The sequence below is a fragment of the Polaromonas sp. 39-63-25 genome (assembly GCF_002278925.1).
In the GTDB taxonomy this organism is placed as follows: domain Bacteria; phylum Pseudomonadota; class Gammaproteobacteria; order Burkholderiales; family Burkholderiaceae_C; genus Polaromonas.
Genome location: NZ_NCJH01000023.1, coordinates 1 through 14,864 on the forward strand (window position 1 = coordinate 1; position 14,864 = coordinate 14,864).

A 14,864-nucleotide genomic window follows, 5' to 3' on the forward strand; every position below is an offset into this window, starting at 1 on the left:
CGCGGTCGCGTCCAGGTCGGTCAGGCTCAGGGTCCCGCCGGTGGAGAGCACCGCGTTGGTCTCGCTGAGGTTGGCGGTCGCGCTGGTCAGGGTCGAGACTGCCCCCCCAAGATCCGTAGCAACCGACACAGGAGCCGCCGGAGCCACAGAAGCGCCAGCCGCGGGAAGTGCAGCGGAAAAGCCCTGATCGCCCAGATCAGACGCATCCGCCGCATTGTCGGATCGCTGCGCGCCGCCAGCCGGCAAATACCCCAGAGATTGCCTGCCAAGCGAGGCGTATTCATAGGTTAACGGTGCAAGCTCCTCGGCTGTCCGTAGCAACTGAACAAAATTGTTGCCATCGTCAGCCCTGATGTTGGTGCCGCCGACCTCAGAAGATGAATTCAACCCGGATGATGTTTCCTGCAATAGCCTGTCAAGACTACTGCCTTCGCTGATGGCATTAAGAATGCTTGTGAGCTCTCCGACACGCGGCAAAAGGGCGCCACTGTCGGCATCCGGCAAGACGTTGCCAAAGACCGTTGAGTCAAGTGTTACGGTTTCTCTGGAGCGGAGAAGAAACTTCCCCCCCTGATCGAAGGCGAGCTCCACACGGCCTCCGGTAGCCGTGACAATCACCTCCCCTTCAAAAACAGGATCGCCAAACTTGAGAGGTCGCTGCTCACCATCGCTGTTTTGAGCGAAAGCAATGCCTTCAATCAAAACGACATTGCCGACGACGTTGGCTTCTTTTGCCATAGCGAATTCCAGACGGAGTTATTACATTGGGTTTCAATGTAGTCCGTTTGCCTGACCGGGGGAACTGTACTGAGGTACTAGGTCGAACCTGGACTTTAGGGGCGTCCAGGCGCTTGGCCGTTCACGACCAGCGACAACTGGAGGCGATCCCGCACATGGAGTTTTTCAAGAATGGCGCCTACATGCGCCTTGACGGTGCGCTCTGTAATGCCGAGTGCACGGGCAATTTCCTTGTTGCTGGCCCCGGCGGCCAGCGTGGTGGCAACCTCTTTCTCCCGATCAGTGAGATCTTTAAACCAGCTCGGTCCCACTGCGGAGGCAGCCCCGCTGGCCTGCGCCTGAACGCGGCTGGTGGCGCTGACCAGCCGCTGCATCAACGACTCGCCAATCCAGAGCCCTCCCTGCAACACGACTGCAGCTACCTGAACTAAAACCTGAGCAAAGGCGTGCGTATTGCAATATCCCCGTGCACCTGCCGAAAAAGCGGCAATCGCCTCCTCATCTGTCGGCAGATCGCTCAATACCACGCATGGAACCAGCTTCAAACGCGGGGCAAGACGTTCCATCTGCACAGCCACAGACACACCCTGCTCCAGCCGTAGCCAAACGAGATCTACCCTGCCGCCCCCAGAACCAGGTCTCGCGGAGTGGACTTTGCCGGCTCTTCCCGTCTTGAAAGCCTCACTCCAGCGAGGAAGCATGCGTCCGTGCGGGCAGAGAAATAGATGTCCGGTGTCCTGAATTCCCACTGCCGCCCCGATCTAGCGCTCTGTAAAGGCGGCTTGTTTTGCCTTCAATACAGGTTTGAGAAGGTAGGACAGTATGGATTTTTGGCCGGTGATGATATCCACTTCAGCGACCATCCCCGGAATGATGGGCAAGCCCTCGCCCAGCTTGGATTTTTCGGTACGAACACGCACGGTATAAAAGGTATTGCCGCGTTCATCGGTGACCGAATCGGCGCCAATAAACTCCAGCTTGGCCTCCAGACCGCCATAGATGGAAAAATCATACGCCGTGAATTTCACCAGCGCCCGATCTCCTGGTCGCAAGAAAGCAATGTCTTTTGGCAAAACCTTGGCTTCGAGAAGCAGGTTTTCCTCGAGCGGCACAATTTCGATGATGTCCCTGCCGGGCTGGACCACGCCCCCCACCGTATTGACAAGAAGGCGCTTGACCGTGCCTTTGACCGGCGACCGCAGGGAGGATTTATCGACCTTGTCCGCCAGTCCCACTCCGCCAGCGGAACTCACGTTTAGTTTCGCCAGCGTATCGGACAACTCCTTGCGGGCCTCGCTCTGAAAATTCAGGGTGATTTCCTGAATCTTGCGTGAGGCCTCCTCGATCGCCGACTGTGTTTTTGAAATTTGGGCGGAGGCCATTTCCCGCTCCCCCAGAAAACGTCCGGTTTCCCGCTCCAGTCGCAGCAATTCGACTTCCGATACAGCGCCATCCTTGAGCAAGGGCTTGGTATACCCCAACTCCCTGGCGGTCAACTCGTAAGCCCGGGACGCCTGCTCCCGTTTCGCCCGCACTTCAACCAGTTCCTGCTGACGCTGAGCCAATTGCTGCCGGGCGATAGCCAGCTGTGCATTCAATGTTGATGTACTGGCTTCGTAGGAACGGAGTTCTTCTCCGACTGTCTTCGGCGCCTCGGCAACGGCTTCAGGGGGAGGTACAAAAGCCACCCCTTCAGCAAGGGCACGAAGTCGGGCCGCCTTGGCCAGCAGGGCCAGGTACTGAACGCGGTTTTCCTTCACGGAAGAATCGAACCGCGTCGTATCGATGTTTACCAACACCTGCCCGGGCTCCACAACCTGCCCCTCCTGCACAAGAATCTCGGAAACAACACCGCCATCCAGACTTTGCAGGACTTGCAATTGCCTGGAGGGAATGACCTTGCCTTCGCCTTTTGTAATCTCATCGACTTCCGAAAGCCCAGCCCATAAAACCGCCAGAATGAAAACCACGCCGAGGCTATTCACGAGCATTCTGGCTCGAAGCGGCTCCTGGGCGAGCATGGCGCGATCTGCATCTCCGCCAAACCCTGCATCCATACGGCGATCATCCTCCCGCCAAGAGGATAGGGTGCGGTCAAGCCCAGGCTGCAACATGCGCCGGACAGACTCCAGGCCCGCGATCAAGGGGCGAGCCAACGCTATCCATCGCGGCTTCATGAGGCTTTCCCAATACGGCCGGCTTTCAGGGCCTCGATAACCTGCTCATAGGGTCCATCGGCAACGATGCGGCCCTCGTCGATAACAATAATGCGGTCGGCCAGATCAAGCAAGGTATTTCTATGCGTCACCACAACCATCGTCTTGTGTTTGGCATAGCTGCGCAAGCGTTCCTTGAATTGTGCTTCTGATGAGAAGTCCATGGCGCCCGTCGGCTCGTCCAGCAACAACACGGGCGGTTCCAGCAACGCTGCACGGGCGATTGCGACACCTTGTCGCTGGCCGCCGGAAAGCGACTCTCCTCGCTCGCCAATGATCATGTCGAAGCCTTGGGGATGGCGATTGGCAAATTCGATCAAACCGCCCACCTCGGCAGCCGCCAGAATGGCACCGTCATCAGCATAGGGAGCAGCGATCGCGATGTTGTCGCGCAAGGTGCCGTAAAAAAGCATGGCATCCTGCTCGACGTAACCGACGTTGCGACGCAAATCTGCGGGATCGAGCTGCCGGAGGTCGATGCCATCCATGGTGATCGCGCCTTCAGAAGGGGTGTAAAGACCCAGGATCAATCTCTGCAGGGTCGTTTTACCCGACCCGACCCGGCCAATCACGACCACATTTTCCCCAGGCTTGATCCTGAAGGACACGCCTCGCAACGCCTCCTGCGTCCGCCCGGGATAACTGAAGTGCACATTGTCAAATACGATTTCCCCGGCGATATCGGGACGGTGTACAAAATTTATTTCATCGGAACGCTCACCCGGCTTTTTCATCGTGTCCTCAAGCGAGGCCAAGGCTGTTCTGGCATTCTGGTATTGCATCAAGAGAGCCACAATTTGCCCCAGCGGAGCCATGGCGCGCCCAGACAACATCGTGGCCGCGATCAGGCCGCCCATGGTCAGCTTGCCTTCATGAATCAGGTACACCCCTGCCACAATCATCACGATATTGATCAGTTGCTGCAGGCTTGAGACGACGTTGATCACCGAAGACGACAACAACCGCAGTTGGGCACTGACACGCGCCAGAAACGCGGCGGTGTCTTCGAGCTTGGCCTGCATCTGACTTTCTGCACCGTGAGCCTTGATGGCCTCCATGGCTGTTAGTGTCTCCACCAACGTGGCATTGCGCATTGCAGAGGCCCTGAACGTGGTCTCTGAAAGCAGGTGCATTTTGTGCTGAACAACGTAACTGTAGATGACAACCACAATGACCCCTACCAGGGGTGGAATGACCAGCGGCCAGGAAATCCAGCCGAGAACAAGGAAAAAGAGGAGGGCAAACGGGAGGTCAACCACAGCAGTGACCGTGGCTGACGCAATGAAATCACGCACCGATTCGAAGGAGCGCAGTGTCGCTGCATAGGAACCCACAGAAGCCGGCCGCTCGGAGAGCCGCATCCCGAGCACCCGTTCCATGATCAGCGTGGAAAGCTTGATATCTATGCGCGAACCCGCGAGATCCACAAAATAACCCCGCATGACGCGAAGAAAATAATCAATGACCAGCACCAGCAACAGGCCGAAAGCCAGCATCCAGAGTGTCTCAACCGCGAAGTTGGGTACAACACGGTCATAGACATTCATCGAGAAAAGTGGCAACGCGAGCGCAAACAAATTGATGAGGAGCGCCGCCGCCAGGATATCCCGGTAAAGAGGAAACTGATCGCGAAAAGCGCCCCAAAACCAATGGCGCTGAGGAATGTCAGCCAGCTCAGGCGTACGCTGATCGAAACGAAAGTTCGGCCGCGAGAAGATCGCAATGCCGACATATCGGCCAAGCAGTTGTTCACGTGACAACTGCACAACGCCCTGCCCAGCCTCCGGGAAAAGCAGGTTTGCCGTTTGCCCCTGGTCATCCCAGCCCAGCAAAAGACACGCCCCATCTCCCTCAAGGAGCAGAACAACAGGCAACAGCGCCGAATCAATTTTTTCGAGAGGGCGCCGCAATATCTTGCATGACAGACCTGCGCGCGCTGCAGCACGGGAGAAGAGCGAGGGAGGAAGACCCGCCTTGGGCAGGGGAAGGCCGGCAGACAAAGCTGCCCGGGTGCTTGGGCGGCCATGTATGCGCGTCAGTTCCACCAGGCAATCGAGCAAAGGATCGTGATGCAACAAGTCTTCGCGCAAGCCTTGGGCCAAGTGGCTAGCCTCGCTCTTAGGACTGGTCTGCAATGGCACGTTCATGTCACTCATTTCTTGATCTTTAGGGTCAACTCATTTAAAACTCGAATTGACACTTGACGTAACCAATTGTAATAAAATCAAGCACTTGCCGCCACATCTGCATGTCAGATTTTGCAGGTTGGCAGCTTTTTTGGCGACATTGCCTGCTTAGTGTGGTGGCTTGACCCCATGACCACAGCCCCATGTGGCCCACCATCCCCAGCTTCGGAACGTACAGGGAGTTTACGCGACACATGGCCATACAGATTCGCCAATTGTGTGGTTGGGAGATAAAAGCACTGCTACTGGCGCATGTTACCTCGCCAAGGGTGCCCGCCTCTAGGTGTCACAGAACACCTGCTTCTCATGGAAATCCCCAAGCTGCCATGAAGAAACCCCGGATCAGATCCTGAGCACATGGTCTCACCCGCAACGTGGAGCCACTCCCACCATCTGACAAGTAGATGTGAAAGCAAAACGCCCACTTGATGTGGGCGTTTTGTTACCGGCATGATTAACCGGGAGATTGGTTGCGCGGGCAAGATTTGAACTTACGACCTTTGGGTTATGAGCCCAACGAGCTACCAGGCTGCTCCACCGCGCGATATGTATTTATTATAACCTAGCGATATGTATTTATTATAACCTATTCTGACTTGGCAGTGTCAGAAGTAATGTCTTCGGCAGTTTCCGGGCGGTCCACCAATTCAACCAACGCCATCGGTGCGTTGTCACCCACACGAAAACCCATTTTCAGGATACGGGTGTAGCCACCAGGGCGTGCCTTGTAGCGAGGGCCGAGCTCTGCAAAAAGCTTGACCACCATGTCGCGGTCACGCAGACGGTCGAATGCGAGACGCTTGTTCGCGAGCGTAGGCTCTTTTGCCAGTGTGATCATCGGCTCGACGACGCGGCGCAGCTCTTTGGCCTTGGGCAAGGTCGTTTTAATGGCTTCATGCTGAATAAGGGAATTCATCATGTTGCGTAACATGGCCAGTCGATGTGAGCTGGTCCGATTGAGTTTACGAAGTCCGTGTCCGTGACGCATGGTGCTGTCCTTTCATTTTGTAATTCAGATAGCCGTATCAGGTACTACCCGTGCACTGCCTCCCGAGAGAGGCCTGTTTTCAATTAACGCTTGTCAAGACCAGCCGGAGGCCAGCTTTCCAGGCGCATGCCAAGTGTCAGCCCCCGGGATGCCAGGACTTCCTTGATTTCATTGAGCGACTTGCGGCCCAGATTTGGCGTCTTGAGAAGCTCGTTCTCCGTACGCTGAATCAGGTCACCGATGTAATAGATGTTCTCCGCCTTGAGGCAGTTGGCGGAACGAACTGTCAATTCGAGTTCATCGACCGGGCGCAGCAAAATCGGATCAAATTGCTGGGAGCTGCGCTGCACAGGTGCATCAAAAGCAGCCAGTTCGTTGCCTTCAAGCTGTGCAAATACAGCAAGCTGCTCGACAAGAATTTTAGCCGAAGCACGGACAGCGTCTTCCGCGGTCACGGCACCGTTGGTCTCAATTTCCAGGACAAGCTTGTCGAGATCGGTGCGCTGCTCAACGCGGGCACTTTCAACGGTATAGCTCACACGTTTGACTGGTGAAAACGACGCATCCAGGACAATCCGGCCAATCGATTTGGTGGATTCGTCGCCATAGCGGCGCATGGTGCCGGGAACGTAACCACGGCCGTTTTCGACCTTGATCTGCATGTCGATCTTGCCGCCGTGCGACAAATTGACGATCACATGCTCTGGATTGATGATTTCGACGTCATGGGGCGTCTGAATGTCGGCAGCGGTTACAGGGCCTTCGCCCTCCTTGCGCAAGCTCAGCGTCACTTCATCGCGATTGTGCAGCTTGAAAACGACACCTTTGAGGTTCAGAAGGATATTGACAACGTCTTCCTGGACGCCATCAATGGACGAGTACTCGTGCAACACACCGGCGATCGTGACTTCAGTTGCGGCGTGACCCACCATGGACGAAAGCAAAACGCGGCGCAGGGCGTTGCCGAGCGTGTGACCATAGCCACGCTCGAAAGGCTCCAGAGTCACCTTGGCGCGATTGGCGGCAAGCTGCTCAACGTTGATAGTTTTTGGTTTCAGTAAATTGGTTTGCATGCATTCTTCCTCTCAATACCCTCGGCTCGTTACACCGATAAGGCCGGGTGAAGCGACCCTGCGCTTACAGTGCCCCGTAAGCGCAGGAACGAAAATTAACGTGAATACAGTTCGACGATCAACGATTCGTTGACGTCCGCAGCAAACTCGTCGCGATCCGGCACTTTCTTGAAAATGCCCTCGCCTTTGTCTATGCTGACATCCACCCAGGCCGGCATGCCGACTTGCTGCGCCAACTGCAGAGCTTCCGCCACGCGGGTCTGCTTCTTGGACTTGTCACGAACAGCGATCACGTCGCCCGTTTTAACCATGTAAGACGGAATGTTGACCGAGCTGCCATTGACGGTGATCGCCTTGTGCGACACCAGCTGACGCGCTTCGGCACGGGTAGAACCGAAACCCATCCGATAAACCACATTGTCCAGACGAGATTCCAGAATGAACAGCAGATTGGCGCCGGTGTTTCCCTTGCGACGATCAGCTTCTTCGAAATAACGGCGGAACTGCTTCTCCAACACGCCGTACATGCGCTTGACCTTCTGCTTCTCACGAAGCTGCAGACCGAAGTCCGAGGTCCGGGTACCGGAAGTGCGGCCGTGCTGACCGGGCTTGGAATCGAATTTGGCCTTGTCACCAATGGCTCTGCGAGCGCTCTTCAGGAACAGGTCGGTGCCTTCACGGCGGGATAGTTTGGCCTTGGGGCCGAGGTAACGTGCCACTTGAATTCCTTATGTCATCTGCTGCAGAAACTGCAGGAGCCGCAGGTAGCAACCTGACGGCGGTGGGCTTGATAAAAACTCGCCCGGTTGGCCTGCGTGAAAACGAGGAACAAACCGGAAAAGCAGAACTTAAATACGACGGCGTTTCTGGGGACGGCAGCCGTTATGCGGCACTGGCGTGACGTCAGCAATCGAATTGATGCGAATGCCAAGCGCTGCCAGCGCGCGAACTGATGACTCACGTCCTGGACCAGGGCCCTTGATTTCGACATCAAGATTCTTGATGCCCTGTTCAATGGCAGCGCGACCAGCCACCTCAGAAGCGACCTGAGCTGCAAAGGGAGTCGACTTGCGCGAACCTTTAAAGCCCTGACCGCCAGAAGAGGCCCACGACAAGGCGTTGCCCTGGCGATCTGTGATCGTGATGATGGTGTTGTTGAAAGACGCGTGAACGTGAGCGACGCCGTCGGCAACGTTCTTGCGTACTTTCTTGCGAACGCGTTGTGCTGCGTTACTGCTGGGGGCTTTTGCCATAACTACCTCTTACTCAATTATTTCTTCAAGGACTGTGCCGCCTTGCGCGGACCCTTGCGGGTACGTGCATTGGTGCGTGTGCGCTGTCCGCGCATGGGCAGCCCGCGACGATGGCGGAAGCCACGGTAGCAGCCGATATCCATCAACCGCTTGATGTTCATCGTGGTTTCACGACGCAGGTCACCTTCAATGGTGAATTGCGCGATCTGGTCACGAATCTTTTCCAAGTCAGCGTCTGAGAGATCTTTGACTTTTTTGGAATACGCAATATCACATGCTTCGCAAATTTTGCGAGCACGAGTGCGACCGATGCCGAAAATAGCAGTCAAACCGATTTCGGCGTGCTGCTGCGGCGGAATATTGATACCAGCGATACGAGCCATGTGCGTCCTCTAAAACTCTTGAAATCAGCCTTGACGCTGTTTGTGGCGTGGGTCTGTGCAAATCACGCGTACAACGCCCTTGCGGCGGATGATTTTACAGTTGCGGCAAATTTTCTTGACCGAAGCTGAAACTCTCATTTCTTTCTCCTAAACTTCTGAACTGTACTTACTTGGCGCGAAACACGATGCGTGCTCGCGACAAATCGTAAGGCGTTAACTCAACCGTTACCTTGTCACCAGGAAGAATGCGGATGTAGTGCATTCGCATCTTTCCCGAGATGTGACCCAAAACAATATGACCATTTTCCAGCTTTACGCGAAACGTCGCGTTGGGCAAGTTCTCCACGACCTCCCCCTGCATCTGGATAACATCATCCTTCGACATCCCAATCAACCACCTGGTGACGTTTTAAAATTCGCTTTCTTCAGCAGGGATTCATATTGCTGGGACATCATGTAGTTTTGTACCTGTGCCATGAAATCCATGGTGACAACCACAATAATCAGCAACGAGGTTCCACCGAAATAAAACGGCACGTTGTACTTCAAAATCAGAAACTCCGGCAGCAAGCACACAAAAGTGATGTAAATGGCGCCCGCCAGAGTCAACCGCACCAGAATCTTGTCAATGTAACGCGCCGTCTGGTCACCGGGGCGAATACCAGGAATGAAAGCACCGCTCTTTTTCAGGTTGTCAGCCGTTTCACGGCTATTGAACACCAGCGCCGTGTAAAAGAAACAGAAAAATATGATTGCACTGGCATACAGCAATACATAGATCGGCTGGCCCGGCGTTAATGTGCCGGCGATATCCTTGAGCCAGCGCATGCCCTCGCCCGTGCTGAACCAGCCAACCACGGTCGCCGGCAACAGAATGATCGACGAAGCAAAAATCGGAGGGATTACACCGGCCATGTTGAGCTTCAAGGGCAGATGGGAGGATTGACCGCCATAGACCTTGTTGCCCACCTGCCGCCTGGCGTAATTCACCAGAATCTTTCGCTGACCACGCTCGACAAACACAACAAAATAAGTAACCAGGACGACAACCGCAACAATCACGATGGCCACCAGAATACTCATGGCACCGGTGCGAACAAGTTCAAGCAAACCGCCAAGCGCACTGGGCAGACCTGCGGCGATACCCGCAAAAATCAGAATCGAAATACCGTTACCCAAGCCACGCTCGGTGATCTGCTCGCCGAGCCACATCAAAAACATCGTGCCTGCCGTCAAGCTGACCACCGCCGTCATGCGAAATCCGAAGCCAGGAGCGAGCACCAGACCCGGCGAGCTCTCCAGCGCAATCGCGATACCCATGGACTGAAACAGCGCCAAACCCAGGGTCCCGTAACGGGTGTATTGCGTGATCTTCCTGCGACCAGCTTCACCTTCTTTTTTCATCTGCTCGAATGTCGGAACGACATAGGTGAGCAGCTGCATGATGATGGAAGCCGAGATGTAGGGCATGATGCCCAGCGCAAACACCGTGAACCGCGACAAGGCTCCACCGGAAAACATATTGAACAAACTCAATATGCCGCCCTGCTGCCCCTTGAACAGCTGCTGCAGCTGCCCGGGATCAATTCCGGGAACCGGAATGTGAGCCCCAACCCGATACACCACCAGAGCAAGCAGCAAAAACACAAGCCTGTTGCGCAGATCGCCGAACTTGCCGGTTTTTGCAATTTGTGCAGAGCTGGTTGCCACTGGTCGTTATCCGTGTATGAGTATTAAGCGATCACGCCGCCAGCGGCTTCGATCACGGCCTTGGCACCTGCCGTCGCACCGATGCCATTGAGCTTGACAGCCTTGGTCAGTGCACCCGACTTGATGACTTTGACGTTCTTTGCCAGCTGCCCCACGAGGCCAGCCGTTTTGAGCGCCAACAGATCCACTTCGGCAAGGCCGAGCTGCTCAAGAGCAGTCAAGGTCACTTCCGCATTGAACTTGAGGTTGTGCGACTTGAAGCCACGCTTGGGCAAGCGGCGCTGCAAAGGCATCTGACCGCCTTCAAACCCCACCTTGTGGTAGCCACCGGCACGGGATTTCTGGCCTTTATGGCCACGACCGGCCGTTTTGCCGATGCCCGAACCGATACCGCGACCGACGCGGCGTTTGGCATGTTTTGCGCCTGCGGCAGGCTTGATTCCGTTTAGTTCCATCATAAGCTCCGCTTACAGCACCTTGACCAGGTAGCTGATCTTGTTGATCATGCCGCGCACAGCGGGCGTGTCCTGCAGTTCGCTCTTGCTGTTGATACCGCGGAGACCCAGACCGCGCACCGTGGCGCGATGGGATTCCTTGGTGCCAATCGGGCTGCGAACCAGCGTCACCGTGAGTTTTTTCTCTGTCGTCATTGGGTATCGCCTTAGCCGAAGATTTCTTCGACGGATTTGCCACGCTTGGCTGCGATGTCCGAAGCCGTCGTGGAGTTATTCAGGGCGTCCATCGTTGCACGCACCATGTTGTACGGATTGCTGGAGCCATGGCTTTTAGCGACGATGTCAGTGATACCCATCACTTCAAACACCGCACGCATCGGGCCACCGGCAATGATGCCAGTACCTTTGGCGGCCGGCATCATCATGACGCTGGCAGCACCCCAATGGCCGAACACGTTATGGTGAAGCGTGCCGTTTTTCAGGGACACTTTCGTCATGTTGCGACGGGCTTCTTCCATGGCTTTTTGCACGGCCGCAGGCACTTCTTTCGACTTGCCCTTACCCATACCGACACGACCGTCGCCATCACCAACCACGGTCAGGGCGGCAAAACCCAAAATCCGGCCGCCTTTGACAACTTTGGTCACGCGGTTCACCGCGATCATTTTTTCCTTCAGACCATCGTCTGGAGCGTCGTTTTGTTGTTTTGCTTGAAACTTAGCCATACTTAATTCCAGTCTGCTTAGAACTGCAAGCCAGCTTCGCGAGCTGCCTCGGCCAGCGCTTTGACGCGGCCGTGGTACGCAAAGCCAGCGCGGTCAAACGCTACTTTTTCCACACCTGCCGCTTTTGCCTTTTCGGCAATACGCTTGCCAATGGCCTGCGCAGCAGCAACGTTGGCACCCTTGCCCGAAGCGCCAAGGTCCTTGCGAACTTCGACTTCCGCGGTCGAGGCAGATGCCAGGATCTTGGTGCCGTCGCCAGAGATGACGCTGGCGTAAATATGCAAATTGGTGCGATTCACCGTCAGACGGGCAACACCTTGCGTGGCAATGCGGATGCGGGTCTGGCGTGAACGACGAAGGCGCTGCTCTTTTTTGGTCAACATGGTGCAGCTCCTTATTTCTTCTTGGTTTCTTTGATCGTGATCTTCTCATCCGAATAACGGATGCCCTTGCCCTTGTAAGGCTCGGGAGGACGAACCGCACGAACTTCGGCAGCAATCTGGCCGACGCGCTGACGATCCGCACCCTTGATCACCACTTCGGTAGGCGTAGGCGTCGCGACCTGAATACCAGCCGGCATATCCATCACCACAGGGTGCGAATAACCTACCGTCAAATTCAGCTTGGCACCTTGCGCCTGGGCCTTGTAACCCACACCAACCAGGTTCAGCTTCTTCTCGAAACCCTTGGTGACGCCCGTCACCATGTTGTTGACCAGCTGACGCATGGTTCCACTCATGGCATTGGCTTCACGCGACTCGTTGGCCGGCACAAAAGTCAACTGGCCAGCATCATTCTTGATGGTCACCAGGGAATTTTGCGTCAGCGCCAGGGCCCCGAGGGCACCCTTGACATTGATCTGGTCGTCTTTCATCGCCACGTCCACGCCCTGGGGCACGACGACTGGCATTTTTCCTACACGAGACATTTCAGTTACTCCTCAATGCCCGTTAGGCCACATAGCAAAGCACTTCACCACCGATACCGGTAGCGCGCGCCTTACGATCAGTCATGACACCCTGGGGGGTCGTGACAATGGCGACACCCAGACCGTTCATGACCTGGGGGATGGCGCCGTGGCCTTTGTAGACGCGAAGGCCGGGGCGGCTGACGCGCTCAATGCGCTCAATCACCGGGCGTCCTGCGTAATACTTCAGGGCGATTTCCAACTGGGGCTTGCCATCGTTGGCGCTGACGGAAAAGCCATCGATGTAGCCCTCATCCTTCAACACCTGCGCAATGGCGACTTTGACTTTTGAAGACGGCACCAGCACAACGGCCTTTTCAACCATTTGTGCATTGCGGATGCGTGTCAGCATGTCGGCAATAGGATCACTCATACTCATTTGCGGTTCTCCTATGCTTACCAGCTTGCCTTGGTGATACCAGGGATATCACCAGCAAAAGCCAACTCGCGGATCTTGGCGCGAGCCAAGCCAAATTGACGGAATGTGCCACGCGGACGACCCGTGATCGCACAGCGGTTGCGCTGACGTGTCGGATTCGCATTGCGGGGCAACTTTTGCAACTCCAGACGAGCCAGTGCGCGCTCTTCATCGGAGCGCTTGGCGTCGTTGGACGTCGCCTTGAGTTCAGCGTGTTTCTTGGCGAACTTGGCCACGAGTTTGTCGCGCTTCAGTTCACGTTGCAATAAAGCCTGTTTTGCCATGCCCGCCTCAGTTCTTGAACGGAAAACGGAAGCCGGTGAGGAGCGCCTTGCACTCTTCGTCGGTCTTAGCCGTGGTGGTGATGCTGATGTTGAGACCACGCAAGGCGTCAACCTTGTCGTACTCAATCTCAGGGAAAATGATCTGCTCTTTCACGCCGATGTTGTAGTTGCCGCGACCATCAAAGGCCCGACCGGAGATACCGCGAAAGTCACGGACACGGGGCAAGGCCACCGTCACGAAACGATCAAGGAACTCATACATCTGGACGCCGCGCAGCGTGACCATGCAGCCAATCGGAAGGTCTTCGCGGATCTTGAAACCGGCGATAGCCTTCTTGGCCTTGGTCACCACCGGCTTCTGGCCGGCAATCTTGGTCATGTCGCTGACGGCATGCTCCATGACCTTTTTATCGGCCACAGCCTCACTCACACCCATGTTGAGGGTGATCTTGGTGATGCGGGGAACCTGCATCGGGGAGGTGTAACCAAACTTTTCCATCAAGCTTGGTGCGATTTTTTCGCGGTATTGCTGTTGCAAGCGTGCCATGTTCATGCAGCCTTAATTTCTTCGCCGCTGGACTTGAAGACGCGCACTTTTTTGCCGTCAGCCAACAACTTGATGCCCACCCGATCCGCCTTGCCCGTTGCAGCATTGAAAATGGCCACATTGGATTGGTGAATCGGCATGCTTTTTTCCACGATGCCGCCAGCGGCTCCCTTGAGAGGGTTGGGCTTGGTGTGTTTTTTCACCAGGTTGATCCCGTCCACCAGCACATGGCTGTCGTCCTTGCGCAGCGAAATCGTGCCGCGCTTACCCTTGTCACGACCTGCGATCACAATGATCTCGTCGCCTTTGCGAATCTTGTTCATGGCGCGTCCTTACAGAACTTCAGGAGCCAGGGACACGATCTTCATGAACTTCTCGGTGCGCAACTCGCGCGTCACCGGTCCGAAGATGCGGGTGCCGATAGGCTCCAGCTTGGCATTAAGCAACACGGCTGCGTTGCCATCGAATTTGACGAGTGAACCATCGCCGCGACGAATGCCCTTGGCAGTACGAACCACCACAGCACTGTAGACCTCGCCTTTTTTGACGCGGCCACGCGGAGCGGCTTCTTTGATACTCACCTTGATGACATCACCGACGCTGGCATAGCGGCGCTTGGACCCGCCCAGCACCTTGATGCACATCACAGATTTGGCACCCGTGTTGTCAGCAACATCGAGTTTGGATTGCGTTTGAATCATTTAAATTAGTCCCAACTTGCACCAGCGCCTTTTCCCCAAAGGGAAGTCTTGCCAGTCAGTCTTGGGCCCGTCGTCCACACCACAAACCACTTGCGATGCTTCCGTTAGGCAGAATTCTCAGCTTTTTACAGCGAAGCCCACGATTATTAACAAATTCGCTGCGGCTGTCAACACCTCTTGCTGCAAATTGTTCGCCAGGTACGACATCCCATCAGAATCA

22 protein-coding genes and 1 tRNA gene are annotated in these 14,864 nt (G+C 55.6%); all 23 read right to left on the reverse strand.

The features are described from left to right. Window positions 1–738, reverse strand: a 738-nt coding sequence (locus B7X65_RS20045; protein WP_293596056.1) for a retention module-containing protein, incomplete at its 3' end; no start/stop codon positions are given. A 95-nt stretch (window positions 739–833) separates the two neighbouring features. Next, complete coding sequence (locus B7X65_RS20050; RefSeq protein WP_293596057.1) at window positions 834–1,304, reverse strand: response regulator transcription factor; 471 nt, start codon at window positions 1,302–1,304, stop codon at window positions 834–836. Between the two features lie 195 nt (window positions 1,305–1,499). Next, entirely contained in the window at window positions 1,500–2,795 is a 1,296-nt protein-coding gene (locus B7X65_RS20055) for an HlyD family type I secretion periplasmic adaptor subunit (protein WP_293596058.1), read from the reverse strand. Window positions 2,796–2,911: 116 nt separating this feature from the next. Beyond that, on the reverse strand, window positions 2,912–5,101 hold the full coding sequence (locus B7X65_RS20060) for a type I secretion system permease/ATPase (protein WP_293596059.1): 2,190 nt from the start codon (window positions 5,099–5,101) through the stop codon (window positions 2,912–2,914). 506 nt (window positions 5,102–5,607) lie between these two features. Continuing rightward, window positions 5,608–5,684, reverse strand: a tRNA-Met gene (locus B7X65_RS20065). A gap of 42 nt (window positions 5,685–5,726) precedes the next feature. Then, window positions 5,727–6,128 (reverse strand): 50S ribosomal protein L17, encoded by a 402-nt coding sequence (gene rplQ, locus B7X65_RS20070; RefSeq protein ID WP_293596060.1) that lies wholly within the window; start codon window positions 6,126–6,128, stop codon window positions 5,727–5,729. A gap of 83 nt (window positions 6,129–6,211) precedes the next feature. Continuing rightward, window positions 6,212–7,201 (reverse strand): DNA-directed RNA polymerase subunit alpha, encoded by a 990-nt coding sequence (rpoA, locus tag B7X65_RS20075; protein WP_096669182.1) that lies wholly within the window; start codon window positions 7,199–7,201, stop codon window positions 6,212–6,214. 95 nt (window positions 7,202–7,296) lie between these two features. Then, entirely contained in the window at window positions 7,297–7,920 is a 624-nt protein-coding gene (gene rpsD / locus B7X65_RS20080; RefSeq protein ID WP_096669184.1) for a 30S ribosomal protein S4, read from the reverse strand. A 129-nt stretch (window positions 7,921–8,049) separates the two neighbouring features. Continuing rightward, entirely contained in the window at window positions 8,050–8,454 is a 405-nt protein-coding gene (rpsK, locus tag B7X65_RS20085; protein WP_077592475.1) for a 30S ribosomal protein S11, read from the reverse strand. A gap of 17 nt (window positions 8,455–8,471) precedes the next feature. Then, window positions 8,472–8,837, reverse strand: a complete 366-nt coding sequence (gene rpsM / locus B7X65_RS20090; protein WP_293596061.1) for a 30S ribosomal protein S13 — start codon at window positions 8,835–8,837, stop codon at window positions 8,472–8,474. Window positions 8,838–8,861: 24 nt separating this feature from the next. Next, window positions 8,862–8,975, reverse strand: a complete 114-nt coding sequence (gene rpmJ / locus B7X65_RS20095) for a 50S ribosomal protein L36 (RefSeq protein ID WP_011481465.1) — start codon at window positions 8,973–8,975, stop codon at window positions 8,862–8,864. 28 nt (window positions 8,976–9,003) lie between these two features. Then, window positions 9,004–9,222 carry a translation initiation factor IF-1 gene (gene infA / locus B7X65_RS20100; RefSeq protein WP_077563621.1) on the reverse strand — a complete coding sequence of 73 codons (219 nt, stop codon included), beginning with the start codon at window positions 9,220–9,222 and terminating at the stop codon, window positions 9,004–9,006. A gap of 5 nt (window positions 9,223–9,227) precedes the next feature. Beyond that, entirely contained in the window at window positions 9,228–10,547 is a 1,320-nt protein-coding gene (gene secY / locus B7X65_RS20105) for a preprotein translocase subunit SecY (protein WP_293596062.1), read from the reverse strand. A 23-nt stretch (window positions 10,548–10,570) separates the two neighbouring features. Then, window positions 10,571–11,002 (reverse strand): 50S ribosomal protein L15, encoded by a 432-nt coding sequence (gene rplO, locus B7X65_RS20110; protein WP_096698173.1) that lies wholly within the window; start codon window positions 11,000–11,002, stop codon window positions 10,571–10,573. Between the two features lie 12 nt (window positions 11,003–11,014). Beyond that, window positions 11,015–11,197, reverse strand: coding sequence for a 50S ribosomal protein L30 (gene rpmD / locus B7X65_RS20115; protein ID WP_077592479.1), 183 nt, complete (start codon window positions 11,195–11,197; stop codon window positions 11,015–11,017). Between the two features lie 11 nt (window positions 11,198–11,208). Continuing rightward, the gene (gene rpsE, locus B7X65_RS20120; protein ID WP_096669190.1) at window positions 11,209–11,727 is read right to left on the reverse strand and encodes a 30S ribosomal protein S5; all 519 of its coding nucleotides are present in this window, start codon (window positions 11,725–11,727) and stop codon (window positions 11,209–11,211) included. Between the two features lie 17 nt (window positions 11,728–11,744). Continuing rightward, entirely contained in the window at window positions 11,745–12,110 is a 366-nt protein-coding gene (rplR, locus tag B7X65_RS20125; protein ID WP_077592481.1) for a 50S ribosomal protein L18, read from the reverse strand. Window positions 12,111–12,121: 11 nt separating this feature from the next. Then, entirely contained in the window at window positions 12,122–12,655 is a 534-nt protein-coding gene (rplF, locus tag B7X65_RS20130) for a 50S ribosomal protein L6 (protein ID WP_293596063.1), read from the reverse strand. A gap of 22 nt (window positions 12,656–12,677) precedes the next feature. Continuing rightward, on the reverse strand, window positions 12,678–13,073 hold the full coding sequence (gene rpsH, locus B7X65_RS20135; RefSeq protein WP_096669194.1) for a 30S ribosomal protein S8: 396 nt from the start codon (window positions 13,071–13,073) through the stop codon (window positions 12,678–12,680). Between the two features lie 17 nt (window positions 13,074–13,090). Next, window positions 13,091–13,396, reverse strand: a complete 306-nt coding sequence (rpsN, locus tag B7X65_RS20140) for a 30S ribosomal protein S14 (RefSeq protein ID WP_077592484.1) — start codon at window positions 13,394–13,396, stop codon at window positions 13,091–13,093. A 7-nt stretch (window positions 13,397–13,403) separates the two neighbouring features. Next, on the reverse strand, window positions 13,404–13,943 hold the full coding sequence (gene rplE / locus B7X65_RS20145) for a 50S ribosomal protein L5 (RefSeq protein ID WP_293596125.1): 540 nt from the start codon (window positions 13,941–13,943) through the stop codon (window positions 13,404–13,406). Window positions 13,944–13,945: 2 nt separating this feature from the next. Further along, window positions 13,946–14,266, reverse strand: a complete 321-nt coding sequence (rplX, locus tag B7X65_RS20150) for a 50S ribosomal protein L24 (protein WP_293596064.1) — start codon at window positions 14,264–14,266, stop codon at window positions 13,946–13,948. 9 nt (window positions 14,267–14,275) lie between these two features. After that, window positions 14,276–14,644, reverse strand: a complete 369-nt coding sequence (rplN, locus tag B7X65_RS20155) for a 50S ribosomal protein L14 (RefSeq protein WP_007869247.1) — start codon at window positions 14,642–14,644, stop codon at window positions 14,276–14,278. Window positions 14,645–14,864: the final 220 nt, after the last annotated feature.

What these genes read in the sequence shown, in the direction of transcription:
- rplQ (WP_293596060.1), bottom strand. Translation starts at nt 6,128, where the DNA reads ATGCGTCACGGACACGGACTTCGTAAACTCAATCGGACCAGCTCACAT.
- rpsK (WP_077592475.1), bottom strand. Translation starts at nt 8,454, where the DNA reads ATGGCAAAAGCCCCCAGCAGTAACGCAGCACAACGCGTTCGCAAGAAA.
- rplO (WP_096698173.1), bottom strand. Translation starts at nt 11,002, where the DNA reads ATGGAACTAAACGGAATCAAGCCTGCCGCAGGCGCAAAACATGCCAAA.
- rpsE (WP_096669190.1), bottom strand. Translation starts at nt 11,727, where the DNA reads ATGGCTAAGTTTCAAGCAAAACAACAAAACGACGCTCCAGACGATGGT.
- B7X65_RS20055 (WP_293596058.1), bottom strand. Translation starts at nt 2,795, where the DNA reads ATGGATGCAGGGTTTGGCGGAGATGCAGATCGCGCCATGCTCGCCCAG.
- rpsN (WP_077592484.1), bottom strand. Translation starts at nt 13,396, where the DNA reads ATGGCAAAACAGGCTTTATTGCAACGTGAACTGAAGCGCGACAAACTC.
- B7X65_RS20060 (WP_293596059.1), bottom strand. Translation starts at nt 5,101, where the DNA reads ATGAACGTGCCATTGCAGACCAGTCCTAAGAGCGAGGCTAGCCACTTG.
- rpmD (WP_077592479.1), bottom strand. Translation starts at nt 11,197, where the DNA reads ATGACGACAGAGAAAAAACTCACGGTGACGCTGGTTCGCAGCCCGATT.
- infA (WP_077563621.1), bottom strand. Translation starts at nt 9,222, where the DNA reads ATGTCGAAGGATGATGTTATCCAGATGCAGGGGGAGGTCGTGGAGAAC.
- rplF (WP_293596063.1), bottom strand. Translation starts at nt 12,655, where the DNA reads ATGTCTCGTGTAGGAAAAATGCCAGTCGTCGTGCCCCAGGGCGTGGAC.
- rpmJ (WP_011481465.1), bottom strand. Translation starts at nt 8,975, where the DNA reads ATGAGAGTTTCAGCTTCGGTCAAGAAAATTTGCCGCAACTGTAAAATC.
- rpsM (WP_293596061.1), bottom strand. Translation starts at nt 8,837, where the DNA reads ATGGCTCGTATCGCTGGTATCAATATTCCGCCGCAGCAGCACGCCGAA.
- rplE (WP_293596125.1), bottom strand. Translation starts at nt 13,943, where the DNA reads ATGGCACGCTTGCAACAGCAATACCGCGAAAAAATCGCACCAAGCTTG.
- rpoA (WP_096669182.1), bottom strand. Translation starts at nt 7,201, where the DNA reads ATGCAAACCAATTTACTGAAACCAAAAACTATCAACGTTGAGCAGCTT.
- rplN (WP_007869247.1), bottom strand. Translation starts at nt 14,644, where the DNA reads ATGATTCAAACGCAATCCAAACTCGATGTTGCTGACAACACGGGTGCC.
- rplR (WP_077592481.1), bottom strand. Translation starts at nt 12,110, where the DNA reads ATGTTGACCAAAAAAGAGCAGCGCCTTCGTCGTTCACGCCAGACCCGC.
- B7X65_RS20050 (WP_293596057.1), bottom strand. Translation starts at nt 1,304, where the DNA reads ATGGAACGTCTTGCCCCGCGTTTGAAGCTGGTTCCATGCGTGGTATTG.
- rpsH (WP_096669194.1), bottom strand. Translation starts at nt 13,073, where the DNA reads ATGAGTATGAGTGATCCTATTGCCGACATGCTGACACGCATCCGCAAT.
- rplX (WP_293596064.1), bottom strand. Translation starts at nt 14,266, where the DNA reads ATGAACAAGATTCGCAAAGGCGACGAGATCATTGTGATCGCAGGTCGT.